Below are 14,544 nucleotides of genomic sequence, written 5' to 3' on the forward strand. Positions count from 1 at the left end.
GGACTTTAATAGATATTCATAACTAGCAATTTCTAAAACGAAAGCTAAATGTGCGTTCTGCTTACAAGAAGGTAGTGACCTTCATCAGCAAATTCTCATATAAATAAGTAAGCTTGTTTACTTTTAACTAAATTTATTTAGTAATAGGGGGATTAACTAGTTGATGAATTTGACGCTTCATGAACGTTCTGAAAAGTTATTAAAGCAAAGAATTAAACAATTAAATCCGAGAGAGCCATTCAACTTTGTTTTTATGGGCGACAGCAGAGGTGACGGACCAAACGATAATTGTTTCACAATGAGCGGTGAATTTGAGCTTGTGTTAAAAAAGGCGGTGGAATTGAATCCGCTGTTTATTATTCATGGGGGAGACACCGTCTATACAGGGAAAAAAGAGTATTTGGAGCACTTTGTTAAGGTTGTTGAAAAAATCGCACCAAACATTCCTATGTTTGTATGCGTAGGGAATCATGATGAACTATACCTTGATGAAAGCAATCTTGAAAACTTCAGAGCCACTATCGGAAAAGTACACTGGGTCATTGATATTCCTGTCTTTAACTTCCGGTGCATCGCATTAAATAATATCATCAGTCCCAAGAATAAAATATATGGATTTACAGATAGAGAGCTGAATTATTTAGAGCAGCAGCTAGAGGATGCTCCTCGTAATACCGTTGTAGCCATGCATGCGCAGCCAAATATTGGCCGGTGGTCAGACCTGGGAGGTTTTCCTGTAACGACTCCTCAGAGTCAAGAATTTTTTGATTTAATTCAAGAACATCGCGTGAAAAAAGTGTTAGTCAGCCACGTGCATGCGTATGACGAGCAGTTTATTAGAAAAAACAGAAACGGGTCGTTTACGCTTGGAAGAGGTACTGATTTTGTATTATCAGGAGGCGCGGGTGCTCCCCTTGATTTTGAACCGCCTTTAATTTTAAATAATTATAATTTTACGGAGTTTTTTGTTAGCCGGTACGACATTTTAGGACCTCTTCTTTGGAAGGATTTTGGACGACCTCGAAGAAGTTGTTTGTAAAAACAAGAAAGTAGAAAGCTAGGTTCAAAAAAAGAGGCTGGGAAAAAAGGGTTTTAGGCGAAATGAAAAATGAACCACTAATCAAGCATCTTGATTAGTGGTTCATTTTTTTATTAGGGTAAACGTAGATTTCATGTGTATAGGTCTTTCTAGCAGGTGATTGGAGGACAAGACGAAGACTCCTGCGGGAAAAGCGGAACAGGTGAGACCCCACAGGAGCGTATGCGACGAGGAGGCTCAGCGACCGCCCGCGGAAAGCGAAGTCTTGTACGAAAATCAACTGCGGTGTCACAAGCGATTCAGCTCATGTATCCCATTTGCCTTTAGATTGGATTCACTTCGTTGTGTCTCAGCCTCTTTTAGAAAACCGTACGAAACCTTGTAGCAGAAGGCTAAGCCAAGCGTTATAATAGATAATGAATGATGATATATTCTCTATATTTGTCATATATTTGTATTACATATGTAATTGAAGAAAAACATTCACTTGATATACTGTTTAATGACTTAACTTTATCTTAACATTCACAGTGAAATGCCTGTTTATAGAAACTTAGAACATACACAGCAAATGGAGGAGCTATCATGGCAAACGAAAAGATGCAAGAAGGACTCAATCGTTTTATTAAGGAAGATTTAAATGACCTTTTAGGTAGACTGTTCCCCCTAATGGACCGAGAATGTGCGGAAGAAAAGAGATTGCTTATCGAAACGGCGGTAGAGTACATTTATTCTTCAGGGTATCATCAAGGAGCAAAAGACTTGATCGAAACACATCGAAAAGATGATTACAAATTATTAAGGCAAAAATTAGCGTCAACGCCTCCTGAAAACTAATTTTTTTGAAATTTCTTTTGACAACATAAATGTAAGGTGTTAAGATGACTCTACATTCAAAATATTATAAACAATTAAAACTCTTATTGAGAGAGGCGGAGGGACTGGCCCTGTGAAGCCCGGCAACCATTTAACAATCTTGTTAAAAAGGTGCTACATCCTGCAAAGCGTACAGCTTTGAAAAATAAGAGAGGATTTCATAGATACTATGCCTCTCTATTCATGATAGAGAGGCTTTTTATTTTATGTAAAGGTATTTTGAATGAACAATTTCATAGAAATGCATCAGGTGCTGTGTAACGAATGTACGCAGCTTAAAAGGGAAGACCGGTGAAAAGCCGGCGCGGTCCCGCCACTGTAATGGGGAGTAACTTATTAACCACTGTTTCATGCTGAAATGGGAAGGGATAGGAAGCGATGAACCTAAGTCAGGAGACCTGCCTGTTGTATGCACTTAAGCTCTACGGGATATAGAGAGGAGTGAGGAATACGTGTTGAGAAAAACAGACTATCTCAACTTTAGTTAAGTATGCGTATCATCTCTCTTTTCATTTCGAAAAGAGAGATTTTTTAGTTTAGCGGAAAAAAAGAAATATACAGGGAGTGGAAAAAATGAGCAGTGTAAAAAGTTCAAATGTAGGTTATCCAAGAATTGGTGAAAAACGAGAATGGAAAAAAGCGCTTGAGCAGTTTTGGGCAGGAAAGCTAGAGAAAGATATCTTTCTTCAGGAAATTGAAGCTCTTCGTCTAGGACATCTAAAAAAACAGCGTGACGCAGGAATTGAATTAATTCCAGTCGGCGATTTTAGCTTATACGATCACGTGTTAGATACAGCCGCTATGTTTGGTTTGGTGCCAAAGCGCTTTGAATATAACGGAGGCCCGGTATCCCTTGAAACGTACTTTGACATCGCGCGAGGAACAAAAGGTGCGGTAGCCTCTACGATGACAAAATGGTTTAACACAAATTATCACTATATCGTACCCGAGCTTGAGGAATGTACGCCGGCACTTGTAGAAAATCGCCCGCTTCAATTTTACAAAGAAGCAAAGCAAAAGCTGAATATCAAAGGCAAACCCGTTATTTTAGGTCCAGTAACATTTGTGAAGCTGTCAAAAGGATATAAAAAAAGTGAGTTTAAAAAAGTAGTTGAACAGTTTGTTCCTCTTTATGCAACAATCTTAGCGGAGCTGGAGGCAGAAGGGGTCGAGTGGGTACAAATAGATGAGCCAATTTTAGCTACAACGCTATCGAAAGAAGACCTGGCACTGTATAAAGAAGTCTATGAAGCTTTGAAAAAAGCGGCACCGAATGTAAAAGTCATTTTGCAGACGTACTTTGACAGCGTAGATTACTATAAAGAAGTAGTTGCTCTTCCTGTTCATGGTATTGGCTTAGATTTTGTACATGACCGAGGCGAAAATCTCACGGCGCTTAATAAATATGGTTTTCCAACTGATAAAGTGCTGGCAGCAGGAGTGATTGACGGACGAAACATTTGGCGTGAAAACTTGGACGAACAGCTTTTAACAATCAGTGAAATTGAAGAAGCCGTATCAAAAGACCGTTTGATTCTGCAGCCTTCATCAAGTTTATTACATGTTCCTGTCACGGTGAAAAGCGAAAAAACCATTGAGCCAATTCTAAAAAACGCGCTGTCTTTTGCAGATGAAAAGCTGAAGGAAATCTCGCTGTTAACAAAAGCGGTGCAGCAAGGAAAAGAAGCAATAGAAAAAGAAATAAGTGTAAGCAAACAAGCGATTCAAGCATTAAATGGATCATCTGTTCGAAATCATCAAGACGTGCAAAAAGAGCTGAAGCAGCTGCACAGCTATAAAGCAGAGCGCCAAGCGCCGTTTGACGTACGTCAACGCGTTCAACAAGAAGCGTTTCAACTGCCGCTTCTTCCAACGACAACAATTGGAAGCTTTCCGCAAACAAAAGAAGTGAGAAAAGAGCGTCTAAAGTGGCGTAAAGGAGAATTAAGCGACAAAGCGTATGAAGCGTACATTAACGCTGAAATCAAAAAATGGATTGAAATTCAAGAAGACATCGGCTTAGATGTCCTTGTGCACGGAGAGTTTGAGCGTACGGACATGGTTGAATACTTCGGTGAAAAATTAGGAGGCTTTCAGTTTACGAAGTTTGGCTGGGTGCAATCATACGGTTCTCGCTGCGTCAAGCCGCCGCTTATTTACGGAGATGTCTCGTACGAGCAGGCGATGACGATCAAAGAAACGGTCTACGCACAGTCTCTAACCAATAAGCCTGTTAAAGGAATGCTGACGGGGCCAATTACAATTTTAAACTGGTCGTTTGTGCGTGATGATATCCCGCGCTACGACGTGGCAAATCAAATTGCGCTTGCTCTTAGAAAAGAAGTGGAAGCACTTGAAAGTCAGGGCATCTCAATGATTCAAGTAGATGAACCGGCGCTGCGTGAAGGACTGCCGTTAAAACGAGAAAACTGGGAAAGCTACTTGAACGCCGCGGTGTACGCGTTCAAATTAGCCACGGTATCGGTGCAAAACGAGACGCAAATTCACACGCATATGTGCTATTCGGAATTCGAAGAGATTATTGATGCGATCAAAGCGCTTGATGCCGACGTGATTTCCATTGAAACGTCCAAAAGCCACGGTGAATTAATTTATGCGTTTGAAAAACATACGTATAACCAGGGAATTGGACTTGGCGTATATGATATCCACAGCCCGCGCGTACCGAAGCTTGAAGAGCTGACACGAAACATTGACCGCGCTCTAAAAGTGCTTGATCCTGCATTGTTTTGGATTAATCCCGACTGCGGTCTTAAAACAAGAGGAATCAGCGAGACGGTGGAAGCTTTAAAAGTGATGGTTGAGTCTGCAAAACAAACAAGAAAAAATTTATTACAAAACGCTTAATAACAAGAAAGTCAAGACCAAGCAGTGTAAACGCTACACTGCTTGGTCTTATGGGTTTTTTAAAGGCCAAAAATATCCATTGACACTTCCCGTAGATTTTTGTATCTTTTTAAAGGTGTTTTTAAAATCAGGGAGGTACAACATGAGTAACAACAGCACGCAGCACGTTAAAATTGTAACAGCGGATCCATCAGCGCTAGGCCTATTCGGACTTGCCATGGTGACACTTGTTGCATCGTTTCAAAAGCTTGGGGTAACCGATGGTGTTTCATTGGTATTGCCATGGGCAATTTTTTTAGGCGGAATAGGGCAGCTAATTGCGTCTATGCAAGATTTCAAACATAATAATACCTTCGGCGCAACTGCTTTTGGTGCCTTCGGTTTATTTTGGCTAGGTGTAGCGATGACATGGCTTATTCAGCTTGGCGCATTTGGAGAAGCGCTCGCAAAAGAAGCGGATCCGAAGCAGCTAGCATTTGCTTTTGTCGGCTACTTAATTTTCAGCGTTTTTATGACGGTTGGAGCAATGGGCACTCATAAAGTATTATTTATTATTTTTGTATTAATTGATTTCTTATTTATTGGATTATCGCTAAGTACATTTGGTGTGGCCTATGAATACACGCATTTACTAGCAGCAGTCTCAGAGCTATTAATTGCTCTGTTTTCATTCTATGGATCTGCAGCGGCTGTATTAAATACTCACTACGGTCGAGTTGTGCTTCCGGTGGGCAAGCCATTTGGTGCATTTATTAAATAATCAAGACGTTCATTAAACAGCGAAGTAGGGTTGAATTCTGTATGATGCAGAGGTCAATCCTTTTTTGTTTGTGCGTTTTTATATATAGTAGAAAGAGATAGTTATATATAATAGAAGCTTTTAGAGAAAAAAGAGAAATACATAATGAAAGGAATCGTTTCAATGATTATAAGACAAGTGGATGAAAAAGATTTAAACCAATTAATTACGTTAGAAAACAAAGGGTTTACACCTGAAGAAGCTGCCTCAAAAGATGCGTTTATCACGCGAATTAAAACCATTCCTGATACGTTTATCATCGCCGAAGAAAATGAAGAAATAATCGGATATGTGAACGGACCCGTCATTTCAGCTCCGTTTATTACGGATGATTTGTTTGAAAAAACGATTTCGAACCCTGAGACAGGCGGTTATCAAAGTATTTTGGGTATCGTTGTAAATCTCAAGCATCATCACAAAGGAATTGCCAGTATGCTGCTAAAAGAGTTTGAAAAACAAGCACGGAACAAACAGCGCGTAACGGTGACTTTAACGTGTAAAGAAGAATTGATTCCGTTTTACGAAAAAAACGGATATGTGAATCGAGGAGTTGCGCAGTCCCAGCATGCAGGCGTGCAGTGGTTTAATATGAGTAAGGAGCTTTAATGTTAACAAGGAAATAATGAAATAGAAAAGCACCAGCTTCCTTTAAGGAGCTTGTGCTTTTTTCATTGTAATGGTGAACATGTGCTTAATCTATTTCGTTGCTTCTAGCGGTTGATTGGAGGGCAAGGCGAAGACTCCTGCGGAAAGCGAAGTCTTGCACGGAAAGCAACAGCGGGATTCATCCTCAATCATTTATCCCGTTTGCTCGTCTTTAGATTGAATTAATTTTGTTATATCTCAATCTCTTTTTTAGGTAGGTAAGAGACATTAATTTGTCAAACATATTTGACAGTAACAAGGAAGATAATATAAGATATGGGTGTAAAAAGTTTTTTACATTTTAGAGATGAGTGATGAATGGTGGAAAACCGAATTAAAGAACTGCGTAAAGTCAAGCAGATGTCTCAAGATGAATTGGCGAAAGTATGCGGCGTATCGAGACAAACGATTAATGCAATTGAAAACAATAAGTATGATCCAAGCTTAGCGCTGGCTTTCCAGCTGGCCCAAGAACTGGGAGCAACAGTAGATGAGCTGTTTTTATTTCATAAATCATGAGTTAGTTAAAAAGGAGAAGGTAATGTGAAAGTAAAAAAAGCGGACGAAATGGAAAAGTTTGAAATCAAGCAAGCGGCGCGAAACGGCTTTTTATTTTATACAGTAGCGCTGTTAATTTGGTCTTCCTATGATTTTATTAAAACCGGTGAAAGAGGCTGGGAAGCCACAATCTTACTAGTAGGAATATGCGTATATTTTTGGACACTCGTTTATTATAAACGAAAAGTACATAGCTAACAGGTGAACAGGAAATCGAATTTACCAAGCAACGGTGGTGAAATGAATGAAAAATCGAGCTGCCGGAGTAGTCCTTACAAGTACGGGCATGTTACTGTTGATGATAACGTTAATACTTCCTGTTCCGGGATTAATCTACAGTCTGCTTGTAGGAAGCAGCATTGTACTAAAAGGATGCGGAACAGGAGGAATAAAAAGGTTTATCACCTGAATGCAGCGTGATGTAGAAAAGGAGGTTCCTTTTGAAAAAAAGAACGATTATTATAGCTGCACTTCTATTTATCGTCGTATTTTATTTTACATATACCGGGAAAGCCTATCAGTTAAAAGACGTCATAAAAGTAGAGGAAGCAAACGTTACGCGTATTGAAATAGATACGGACGAAGGAAAACGTGTAGTAGATGACAAAGAAGAGATAAAGCAAATCGTACATTCTTTAGCAAAAGTAGAAGTGAAAAAAAGCAAGGAACTCGATCCAAAGTTTGACCAGTCTTACTGGGTAAAAATCGTTGAAAACGGAAAAGATGCGTACGGATTAACGATTTACGATGACGATTACATAAAAGCGTTTAACTTTGAAGATAAAAAACAGGCGACGTATACGATTGTTAAAGATCAAAAAGTAGATGTTAAAAAGCAGTTTTCAACTAAATAAAAAACCTACTAAAAAAGACAGCCTGAGCTGTCTTTTTTATAAAAATAATAGATTGAAAATTTTGACTATTAAAAGTAGAATTAGTCCTTGCCTATATAATTAATAAATGATTGAATTAGGTCAATATCAGGGTTAACTAACAGTGCTGGAAGAAGGCCAAATGTTAATAATACAAGGACGTTTGATCCAATAAAGATGCGAAGTGCTTTTTTGATTTTCATGATATTTCCTCCCTTTTTTATATTTTCGTATAAAAAGAGAAAAAAATCAATAGAAATGTGACGAAATTGTGAACTTTTTGTCTAATAGTCCCTGATAGATTATAAAAATTCCCTCTCTATACTAGATAAAGAGGGGATATAGTAAGTCATAAAATATGTAGAAAAATTAAAGGTACATGCGCAGATTCCCGATAAATCGGTAGAGAAAATAGCATGAAAAGCCAATTAAGATACATCCAGCTGCAATAGAAACCCATTTGATATAAAGCTGATTCAGCACTTTTCTAGTTCCAGAGACAATTGTCATTAAGCCCAGGTCATGAATTAAAATTCCCGTTAATATTCCGGCAGCAATCACTAGGAAATGAAACGAGTGAGAGGCTTGAAGCGAATTTGTCAGCACCGTTCCAAATACGCTCAGCCAAAAAATGAGATTGCTCGGAGAAATCGCAACAAAGATTCCGTTCACATAAGAAGAGGCAAACGCCTTTTTTACGTGTTCTCCAGGAGCCGTTATATCATGATCCGCGTGTCTAATGCTGTCATAGCCAATATAAAGTAAAAAAAGTGCCCCTACAAGCCACATAACAAGCCGGATAAAAGGAGCAGACAAAAAAGAAGCCAGTCCAGAGTAAAGAAGCACAATTAGCAACAAATCAACCGTCATGCCTCCAAGTCCCACAACCCAGCCGTGAAGAAAACCATTTTTTAAACCTTGCTTCGTCATTTCAATCGTTACCGTACCAACGGGAAGGGCAATCGAAAGACCGAGCAGCACATTTGTTAAAAATAACGTCACCAAAAACAAAACCTCTTTCAATTTCGTATCTACTATCGTTTTCCGTTTAAGTGGTCTTTCATTATATAAAAATATGTAGTGAAATTTGATGTTATGTATAAAAAAACATGTAGTGAATATAAAGGAGGAAAAAAGTAAATGAAATTGATTTGTGAATCGTTGGAAAAAGAAGACTACACGCAAGAACTTCCTGAAGTGAATTTTACACATTCTTTGATTCAACAAAAGGTACGTGAACTCAAAAGCGGTTCTCCTTATTCTCCAATAGCGTACATAAAAAAAGCGTATGAGTTTGTGAGAGATGAAGTTTCTCATTCATGGGATATTCAAAGCAGAATCATCACGAAAACGGCTTCAGAGGCTTTAAAAGAAAAGGAAGGAATTTGTTACAGCAAATCTAATCTACTAGCCGCTTTGCTGCGTGCAGAAGGGATTCCGACAGGCTTTTGTTATCAAAGATTAATCCTTGGGGATACGATAGACACAGGCTACTGTATTCATGCGTTAAATGCTGTCTACATCAAAAGTGAAGAGAAATGGATTCGATTAGACGCGAGAGGAAATAAAGAAGAAGTGCAAGCCGACTTTTCGCTAAAAAAAGAAAAACTGGCTTTTCCAGTAAATCCTACACAGGGTGAAGTAGACTATGCGACTATTTATACAAAACCTCGCAAAGAAACAATGGACGTGTTGTCTCAGCAAGAAGACTGCTTGGATATGTATTTGCACTACTTGCCTACCGAGCTATAAAAAGAGGCTGGGACAAACGTATTTTAGTTGAAGGAAGATCCGAACGATGAATGGAGAACCTTAATAGAGAATGAAATTCGTTCGGATTTTTTATTGATAGTTTCATGTATGTGGCTGCTTCTAGCTGGTGATTGGAGGGCAAGACGAAGACTCCTGCGGGAAAAGCGGAACAGGTGAGACCCCGCAGGAGCGTACGCGACGAGGAGGCTCACCGGCCGCCCGCGGAAAGCGAAGTCTTGCAAGGAAATCAACAGCGGTGTAACAAGCGGTTCAGCTCATCTCTCCATTTTATTCGTCTTTAACTGAAAAATTAGTATGCCATCTCTTTACCATTTTAAACGCTTTCCTGCACGGTGGTTGACGGTCTTTTAAACGCAGCAACAAACCACACAATATTCGTAATCAGTAAGCCTAAGCAAGAAATCATTACACCTATGATGGAAGCTAAGCTTCCTGAGAAATCTTCCAGTCCAAATAAAAACAGAGCCGGCATTAGTAATAGAGTACTAGCAGCGATTAAAAGTCCAATGCTGCAAAAAGCAGCCATCACAAATTTTAAGAAATGCATTCCCAACATATAAAATGCTAAAGGCAACAGATATAAAAATAGAATCATGCCAAGAGATAACCACATCCCAACTGAACCGATCGTGTTAACATTGGGACCAGAATCTGCTAAAGGAGAAAGCGAAGCAAGAACTATGATAGAGCAGAAAAATAGGGCGGAAAGCAAAGTGGTGATCGCCACACTATTTTTTGCTGTAGAATTATGCACTGTTTGTTAACCTCCTTTCCAAATTAAAAGTATATGGATTAATTTTACAATATAAAAGTCTCGAAATCACCCAATTTTTTACAAAAATGTTCGATAGGCTGAATAATAATGAAGAGAAGATGGGTTGAGATAATACACGTGAACATATTTTTTGTGTGGGCCTGGATAGTGGGTTTCGTGCCAGTATTGCGTCAGTATTGTTTGAATAGGGTGCGAATGAGGGGCCTCTCCGTAATGTCCGTAGTAGATGCCGCTTCCTGAATAAGGAGAATACATAAAATCACCTGCCTGCTTAAATGAATGTGTTACACGTTATGTTTTTACGTTGGTTAACGTTCTTCTACAGTGCAAAAAGGGCACAATTAGGTCATTGGCTATATGAATGCTCCATTACAGTAAAAAAGACCTCTAAAAGCACGAGGTCATAAGCTAAGCATCTGTATGTTCTTTACTTGGATTTCTTTGAAAATCCAAAAAACGAGTTCCTTGAAACGTCAGTATTCCTTCGTCTCCTTCTGCAAGCTTGCCGTACTGGCTGCCTGAAACAGTAAATTCAGAGCGGTCGGTGCTTTCAAATTGAAAGGTTACGTAGTAAGTTGTAGACGTGTGAGAGTGGAGATGTTCGTGAGCATGGCTGTTATGGTGATGAACGTTTGTCCGTTTGCCCGTAATTTTTGCTGTTACAGATAGACGGGGAGACTGCTCATTTTTGTTCCACGTGCTGATTCCTTTAAAAATAGAAAATAAGAAAATACCAATAACAATAACAAAAAATAACATAACAAACGTAGGCATTCCGTTAAATAACGCATCATCTGGAAAAAAAGCGCCTCCGCTTAGGTCAGCATCACCTTCAAAAACAATGTCATTTCCGGACGGATCATCTTCAAATATCATTTCATCTTCAAACATTCGTATTCCCCCTTACTATAAATACGATTCCTGAATGGAAAAAGTTTCATCTTTATAGTAGTCTTATGATAGGATAGCTAGTTACTATTCATACATATAAGTGAACAAGGAAAAGGAGAGATCAACATGGGAAAATACAAAGTTGTTATGTCTGGAAAGACGTGGCCAAACGCTTACGAAAAGCTAGCGGAACACTGCGATATTCAAATGTGGGAAGGCGAAGGGAAGATTCCACAAGAAACGTTGCGCGACTGGCTTCGTGATGCTGACGGCTTTTTTAATATCGGCCACATTACAGTAGATGAAGAGCTGTTAGAAGCAGCGCCGAACCTGCGCGTTATTTCTCAATCAGGCGTCGGGTATGACAGTGTAGATGTCGAAGCGTGTACCAAAAAAGGCGTGCCGTTTAGCAATACGCCGGGCGTGTTAGTAGAAGCGACGGCTGATTTAACGTTTGGTCTCTTATTGTCAGCAGCTCGCCGCATTCATGAAGGCTATGAAAAAGTGAAACAAGGAAACTGGGAAACGGTATTTGGCGTTGATTTATTTGGAAAAACGCTTGGTATTGTTGGAATGGGCGATATCGGAAGCGCCGTTGCCAGACGAGCAAAGGCATCGGGGATGAACATCGTGTACCACAACCGAAGCCGCAAGCATGAAGCAGAAAAAGAGCTTGATGCCGTATACCTTTCGTTTGAAGAACTGCTTCACACAGCTGACTGTATCGTATGCTTAGTACCGCTTTCAGATCAAAGCAAAGGCATGTTTGGAGAAGCGGAATTTAAAGCTATGAAAAACAGCGCGTATTTTGTGAACGCAGCGCGCGGGGGATTAGTGGATACGGAAGCACTGTACGAAGCGCTGAAACATGAAGAAATTGCGTATGCCGCACTGGACGTAACAGATCCAGAGCCGCTTCCGGCAGATCACAAGCTGCTGCAGCTTTCAAATGTGCTAGTAACGCCGCATATTGGAAGCGCTACGTACGAAACGCGCAATCGCATGGCAGATCTAGCCGTCCAGAACCTGCTTTTAGGCCTTGAGAAAAAGCCTTTAGTGACGTGCGTGAATGAAGAAGTGAACTACAAGTAAGGAGAGATTTTTTGTTAAAAGCATTACAGCTTATTTTTTCAATTATTACCGTTGGACTGGCTCTTTATATGATGCTCACCCACAATGACCAGTTCCTTTCGCTTTTAAATATACTTCTAGGCTTAACCATGCTAGTTTTAGGAGCAATTGAGTGGCAAAAAAGAAAGAAAACCAGCGCGTGGCTGCTGTTTTTCGTTGCGCTATTCAGCTGGTTTGTCGGTCTTTATCGCATGACCATTTAAAAACGCTTGGCATTTGCCAAGCGTTTTTTTAATGTGCTTTTAGCTGCGTTTCTAACACGTTTTCAATAACGGAAGCTACTCCATTTTCATCGTTTGTTAATGTAACGTCATCAGCTAGTGCTTTAATTTCCGCGTGCGCATTTGCCATAGCGATTCCTTTTCCAGCTCTTTGCAGCATCGATACGTCGTTAAAGCTGTCTCCAATGGCAATGGTATCGTGAAGAGAAGCGCCAAGCTCTTTTACAACGTAGTTTAATGCGTTTCCTTTTGACGCATCTTTGTGTTCGAGTTCAAAGTTATGATCAGCGGAAGAGACAAGCGTCATGTCGTGCTGCTTGCTAAAGTGATCCCAGCCTTTTTTTCGTTTTTCATCATCAAATGAAAAAGCTAATACGTTATAAAGCTCAGCGTTTGTATTTAAAATATCTTCATACGATGCAACAAAGGCAAATCCCGTTTGGCTGTACTGCTTGGCCGCCGCGTGATGAAGTCTTTCTTCGTCCACGTTTTTATTGGCGCTTTTTACTCGGTCAATTTCAATGGCCAGCAGCTCACGGCCTGAGTTTGGTGTATAAATCGCATGTTCAGCAAACACTTCATAATAAAATTCGTTTGCATCCAGCCACTGAAGCGCTTCTTTTACGTGCTGGTCATCAATTGGAACAGAATGTCTGAGCTGTCCGTCCGGGTCATGAATAGTCGCTCCGTTTGCGGCAATCACCCAAAGGTTGGAAAGCTCAGCTTTTTTTAAAATTTCCTGCACGTCGAAATAAGCGCGCCCCGTAGCAACCACGACTTCAACTCCGTGTTTTTGCGCTTTTTTAATTGCTTCTGCATTAATTGTGCTAATTTCACTGCTGCTATTTAAAAGAGTTCCATCTAAGTCTGTAAAAATCATCTTCATAAACTATCTCTCCCTTTGACTATTATTACTTGTTTTTGCATGTTTTATCTTGTTTATCCTACAATAAACGAAAAAACACTGATAATCAAGCGTTTTTACATTGTTTTTACAAAAGAAACAAGTATAATAAAGTAAAAAGCAGAAAGAAAACAGGTGAACAAGCAATGTTAAAACAAGAAAGACGCAAACAAATTATGAATTTGCTTGAAAAAGAAGGGCGCATTGTAGCTACGACGCTTAGCCAAACGCTGAACGTTTCAGAAGATACAATCCGCAGAGATCTGCGGGAAATGGACGCGCTTGGTCTGTTGCAGCGCGTACACGGAGGAGCGCTTCCTCGTTCTACGTCTGCGGTTGATTACAAAGAGCGTAAACGTGAATTGATGGATGTTAAGCATTCACTTGCCGTTGCGGCGCTTCCGTTAATTAAAGACGGGCAAGTGCTTTTGATGGACGGAAGTACAACAAATATTCAGCTCGTCAAAGCTTTTCCAAAGAATTTAAACGTTACGGTTATTACAAACAGTCCGTTAATTACCGTTGCACTAGCGGAACATGACTTTGTAGAAGTTGTTTCTCTTGGAGGAACGTTTCGAAAAGAATCGATGGTCACGGTAGGACAAAGCGTGGTTGATACGCTTAAGCAAATTCGAGCGGATCTTTGTTTTTTAGGCGTATACGCAATCGATCCTAAAATCGGTATGAGCATTCCTTTGCTTGAAGAAATGCACATCAAAAGTCAAATGATAAAAAGCGCGAGTGAAGTAGCGGCTATTGTAACAGCTAAAAAACTCAATACGTCTTCAACGTACACGTTCAGCTCAGCCAACTCACTAGATTGGCTCATTACAGAAGAACATGTGAACGAAACCGTGTTAAATGCTTATCGCGAAATCGGCATTGAAGTGATCACAAATAAATAGTAGTTTTGGTAAGGAAGTATATGGTAATGTAGAGTAAAAAGGAGCTTGAGCGATGAGCGAACAAATAGATGTTACGCAGGAATTAGCGAAGCTTCAGCAAAGAGTCGAACACCTAGAGAAAAGAGTGGAAAAAGCAGAGTCTAAGCAAGGCCCTTTATGGTTTCTATGGGAAGCTATACGATCGATTTTAATTGGACTATTTATTGTAGGACCTGTGGTCGCCATTATTTTTGGCGTGTTAGCGGCACTATCCGGAAAATAAAAGACCCGTTTCTTTATCGAAACGG

At 39.9% G+C, this 14,544-nt stretch carries 22 protein-coding genes and 2 riboswitches; of the genes, 16 read left to right on the plus strand and 6 right to left on the minus strand.

Annotation, left to right across the window (positions count from 1 at the left end; all coding sequences use genetic code 11):
- The first annotated feature begins 163 nt into the window (after positions 1-163).
- The 10 genes from ACH0CI_RS06560 to ACH0CI_RS06605 all read left to right on the plus strand — a co-directional run bounded on the left by ACH0CI_RS06560 (position 164) and on the right by ACH0CI_RS06605 (position 7,639).
- A complete protein-coding gene (locus ACH0CI_RS06560) occupies positions 164-1,039 on the plus strand; it encodes a metallophosphoesterase family protein (RefSeq protein WP_335707442.1) in 876 nt (291 codons plus the stop codon).
- 156 nt (positions 1,040-1,195) lie between these two features.
- The gene (locus ACH0CI_RS06565) at positions 1,196-1,366 is read left to right on the plus strand and encodes a hypothetical protein (protein WP_165636346.1); all 171 of its coding nucleotides are present in this window, start codon (positions 1,196-1,198) and stop codon (positions 1,364-1,366) included.
- 258 nt (positions 1,367-1,624) lie between these two features.
- Positions 1,625-1,876: a hypothetical protein gene (locus ACH0CI_RS06570; protein ID WP_406901082.1), complete on the plus strand. Its 252-nt coding sequence runs from the start codon at positions 1,625-1,627 to the stop codon at positions 1,874-1,876.
- An 80-nt stretch (positions 1,877-1,956) separates the two neighbouring features.
- Positions 1,957-2,067, plus strand: a riboswitch (SAM riboswitch).
- 79 nt (positions 2,068-2,146) lie between these two features.
- Positions 2,147-2,335: riboswitch (cobalamin riboswitch) on the plus strand.
- Between the two features lie 153 nt (positions 2,336-2,488).
- Positions 2,489-4,783, plus strand: a complete 2,295-nt coding sequence (metE, locus tag ACH0CI_RS06575) for a 5-methyltetrahydropteroyltriglutamate--homocysteine S-methyltransferase (protein WP_406901083.1) — start codon at positions 2,489-2,491, stop codon at positions 4,781-4,783.
- Between the two features lie 142 nt (positions 4,784-4,925).
- Complete coding sequence (locus ACH0CI_RS06580; RefSeq protein WP_013058231.1) at positions 4,926-5,543, plus strand: acetate uptake transporter; 618 nt, start codon at positions 4,926-4,928, stop codon at positions 5,541-5,543.
- A 144-nt stretch (positions 5,544-5,687) separates the two neighbouring features.
- On the plus strand, positions 5,688-6,188 hold the full coding sequence (locus ACH0CI_RS06585; RefSeq protein ID WP_406901084.1) for a GNAT family N-acetyltransferase: 501 nt from the start codon (positions 5,688-5,690) through the stop codon (positions 6,186-6,188).
- 357 nt (positions 6,189-6,545) lie between these two features.
- The gene (locus ACH0CI_RS06590) at positions 6,546-6,746 is read left to right on the plus strand and encodes a helix-turn-helix transcriptional regulator (RefSeq protein ID WP_335707415.1); all 201 of its coding nucleotides are present in this window, start codon (positions 6,546-6,548) and stop codon (positions 6,744-6,746) included.
- A 24-nt stretch (positions 6,747-6,770) separates the two neighbouring features.
- Positions 6,771-6,983 carry a hypothetical protein gene (locus tag ACH0CI_RS06595; RefSeq protein WP_028414716.1) on the plus strand — a complete coding sequence of 71 codons (213 nt, stop codon included), beginning with the start codon at positions 6,771-6,773 and terminating at the stop codon, positions 6,981-6,983.
- A gap of 46 nt (positions 6,984-7,029) precedes the next feature.
- Positions 7,030-7,194: a hypothetical protein gene (locus tag ACH0CI_RS06600; protein ID WP_335707414.1), complete on the plus strand. Its 165-nt coding sequence runs from the start codon at positions 7,030-7,032 to the stop codon at positions 7,192-7,194.
- 31 nt (positions 7,195-7,225) lie between these two features.
- Complete coding sequence (locus ACH0CI_RS06605) at positions 7,226-7,639, plus strand: DUF5301 domain-containing protein (protein WP_335707413.1); 414 nt, start codon at positions 7,226-7,228, stop codon at positions 7,637-7,639.
- A gap of 80 nt (positions 7,640-7,719) precedes the next feature.
- Here the strand turns inward: ACH0CI_RS06605 and ACH0CI_RS06610 are convergent, their stop codons facing one another.
- On the minus strand, positions 7,720-7,860 hold the full coding sequence (locus ACH0CI_RS06610) for a hypothetical protein (RefSeq protein WP_013058226.1): 141 nt from the start codon (positions 7,858-7,860) through the stop codon (positions 7,720-7,722).
- 166 nt (positions 7,861-8,026) lie between these two features.
- Entirely contained in the window at positions 8,027-8,659 is a 633-nt protein-coding gene (locus ACH0CI_RS06615) for a LysE family translocator (RefSeq protein WP_335707441.1), read from the minus strand.
- Positions 8,660-8,797: 138 nt separating this feature from the next.
- Between ACH0CI_RS06615 and ACH0CI_RS06620 the strand changes: the two genes are divergently transcribed.
- Together ACH0CI_RS06620 and ACH0CI_RS06625 are read left to right on the plus strand one after the other, a co-directional pair.
- Positions 8,798-9,409 carry a transglutaminase-like domain-containing protein gene (locus ACH0CI_RS06620; RefSeq protein ID WP_406901085.1) on the plus strand — a complete coding sequence of 204 codons (612 nt, stop codon included), beginning with the start codon at positions 8,798-8,800 and terminating at the stop codon, positions 9,407-9,409.
- 127 nt (positions 9,410-9,536) lie between these two features.
- Complete coding sequence (locus ACH0CI_RS06625; RefSeq protein WP_260620952.1) at positions 9,537-9,671, plus strand: hypothetical protein; 135 nt, start codon at positions 9,537-9,539, stop codon at positions 9,669-9,671.
- A 72-nt stretch (positions 9,672-9,743) separates the two neighbouring features.
- Here ACH0CI_RS06625 and ACH0CI_RS06630 read toward each other — a convergent pair whose 3' ends face one another.
- From ACH0CI_RS06630 to ACH0CI_RS06640, 3 genes are all read right to left on the minus strand, one after another.
- Positions 9,744-10,184 carry a DUF5391 family protein gene (locus ACH0CI_RS06630; RefSeq protein WP_406901087.1) on the minus strand — a complete coding sequence of 147 codons (441 nt, stop codon included), beginning with the start codon at positions 10,182-10,184 and terminating at the stop codon, positions 9,744-9,746.
- Positions 10,185-10,262: 78 nt separating this feature from the next.
- A complete protein-coding gene (locus tag ACH0CI_RS06635) occupies positions 10,263-10,460 on the minus strand; it encodes a hypothetical protein (RefSeq protein WP_165636353.1) in 198 nt (65 codons plus the stop codon).
- 153 nt (positions 10,461-10,613) lie between these two features.
- Entirely contained in the window at positions 10,614-11,096 is a 483-nt protein-coding gene (locus tag ACH0CI_RS06640) for a DUF2500 domain-containing protein (protein ID WP_406901090.1), read from the minus strand.
- Positions 11,097-11,222: 126 nt separating this feature from the next.
- Here ACH0CI_RS06640 and ACH0CI_RS06645 point away from each other — a divergent pair, with 126 nt between their 5' ends.
- Both ACH0CI_RS06645 and ACH0CI_RS06650 read left to right on the plus strand, forming a co-directional pair.
- Positions 11,223-12,188, plus strand: a complete 966-nt coding sequence (locus ACH0CI_RS06645) for a 2-hydroxyacid dehydrogenase (protein WP_034650132.1) — start codon at positions 11,223-11,225, stop codon at positions 12,186-12,188.
- Positions 12,189-12,199: 11 nt separating this feature from the next.
- Positions 12,200-12,430 (plus strand): DUF3953 domain-containing protein, encoded by a 231-nt coding sequence (locus ACH0CI_RS06650; RefSeq protein ID WP_049165787.1) that lies wholly within the window; start codon positions 12,200-12,202, stop codon positions 12,428-12,430.
- 28 nt (positions 12,431-12,458) lie between these two features.
- On the opposite strand, the gene ACH0CI_RS06655 is transcribed toward ACH0CI_RS06650, so the two are convergent.
- The gene (locus ACH0CI_RS06655; RefSeq protein ID WP_098627647.1) at positions 12,459-13,334 is read right to left on the minus strand and encodes a Cof-type HAD-IIB family hydrolase; all 876 of its coding nucleotides are present in this window, start codon (positions 13,332-13,334) and stop codon (positions 12,459-12,461) included.
- A gap of 164 nt (positions 13,335-13,498) precedes the next feature.
- Here ACH0CI_RS06655 and ACH0CI_RS06660 point away from each other — a divergent pair, with 164 nt between their 5' ends.
- Positions 13,499-14,257, plus strand: a complete 759-nt coding sequence (locus ACH0CI_RS06660) for a DeoR/GlpR family DNA-binding transcription regulator (protein ID WP_014458988.1) — start codon at positions 13,499-13,501, stop codon at positions 14,255-14,257.
- Positions 14,258-14,309: 52 nt separating this feature from the next.
- On the plus strand, positions 14,310-14,519 hold the full coding sequence (locus tag ACH0CI_RS06665; protein WP_406901091.1) for a hypothetical protein: 210 nt from the start codon (positions 14,310-14,312) through the stop codon (positions 14,517-14,519).
- Positions 14,520-14,544: the final 25 nt, after the last annotated feature.

Origin of the sequence: Priestia sp. 179-F W1.4 NHS, from assembly GCF_045369295.1 — a bacterium.
Lineage (GTDB): Bacteria > Bacillota > Bacilli > Bacillales > Bacillaceae_H > Priestia > Priestia zanthoxyli.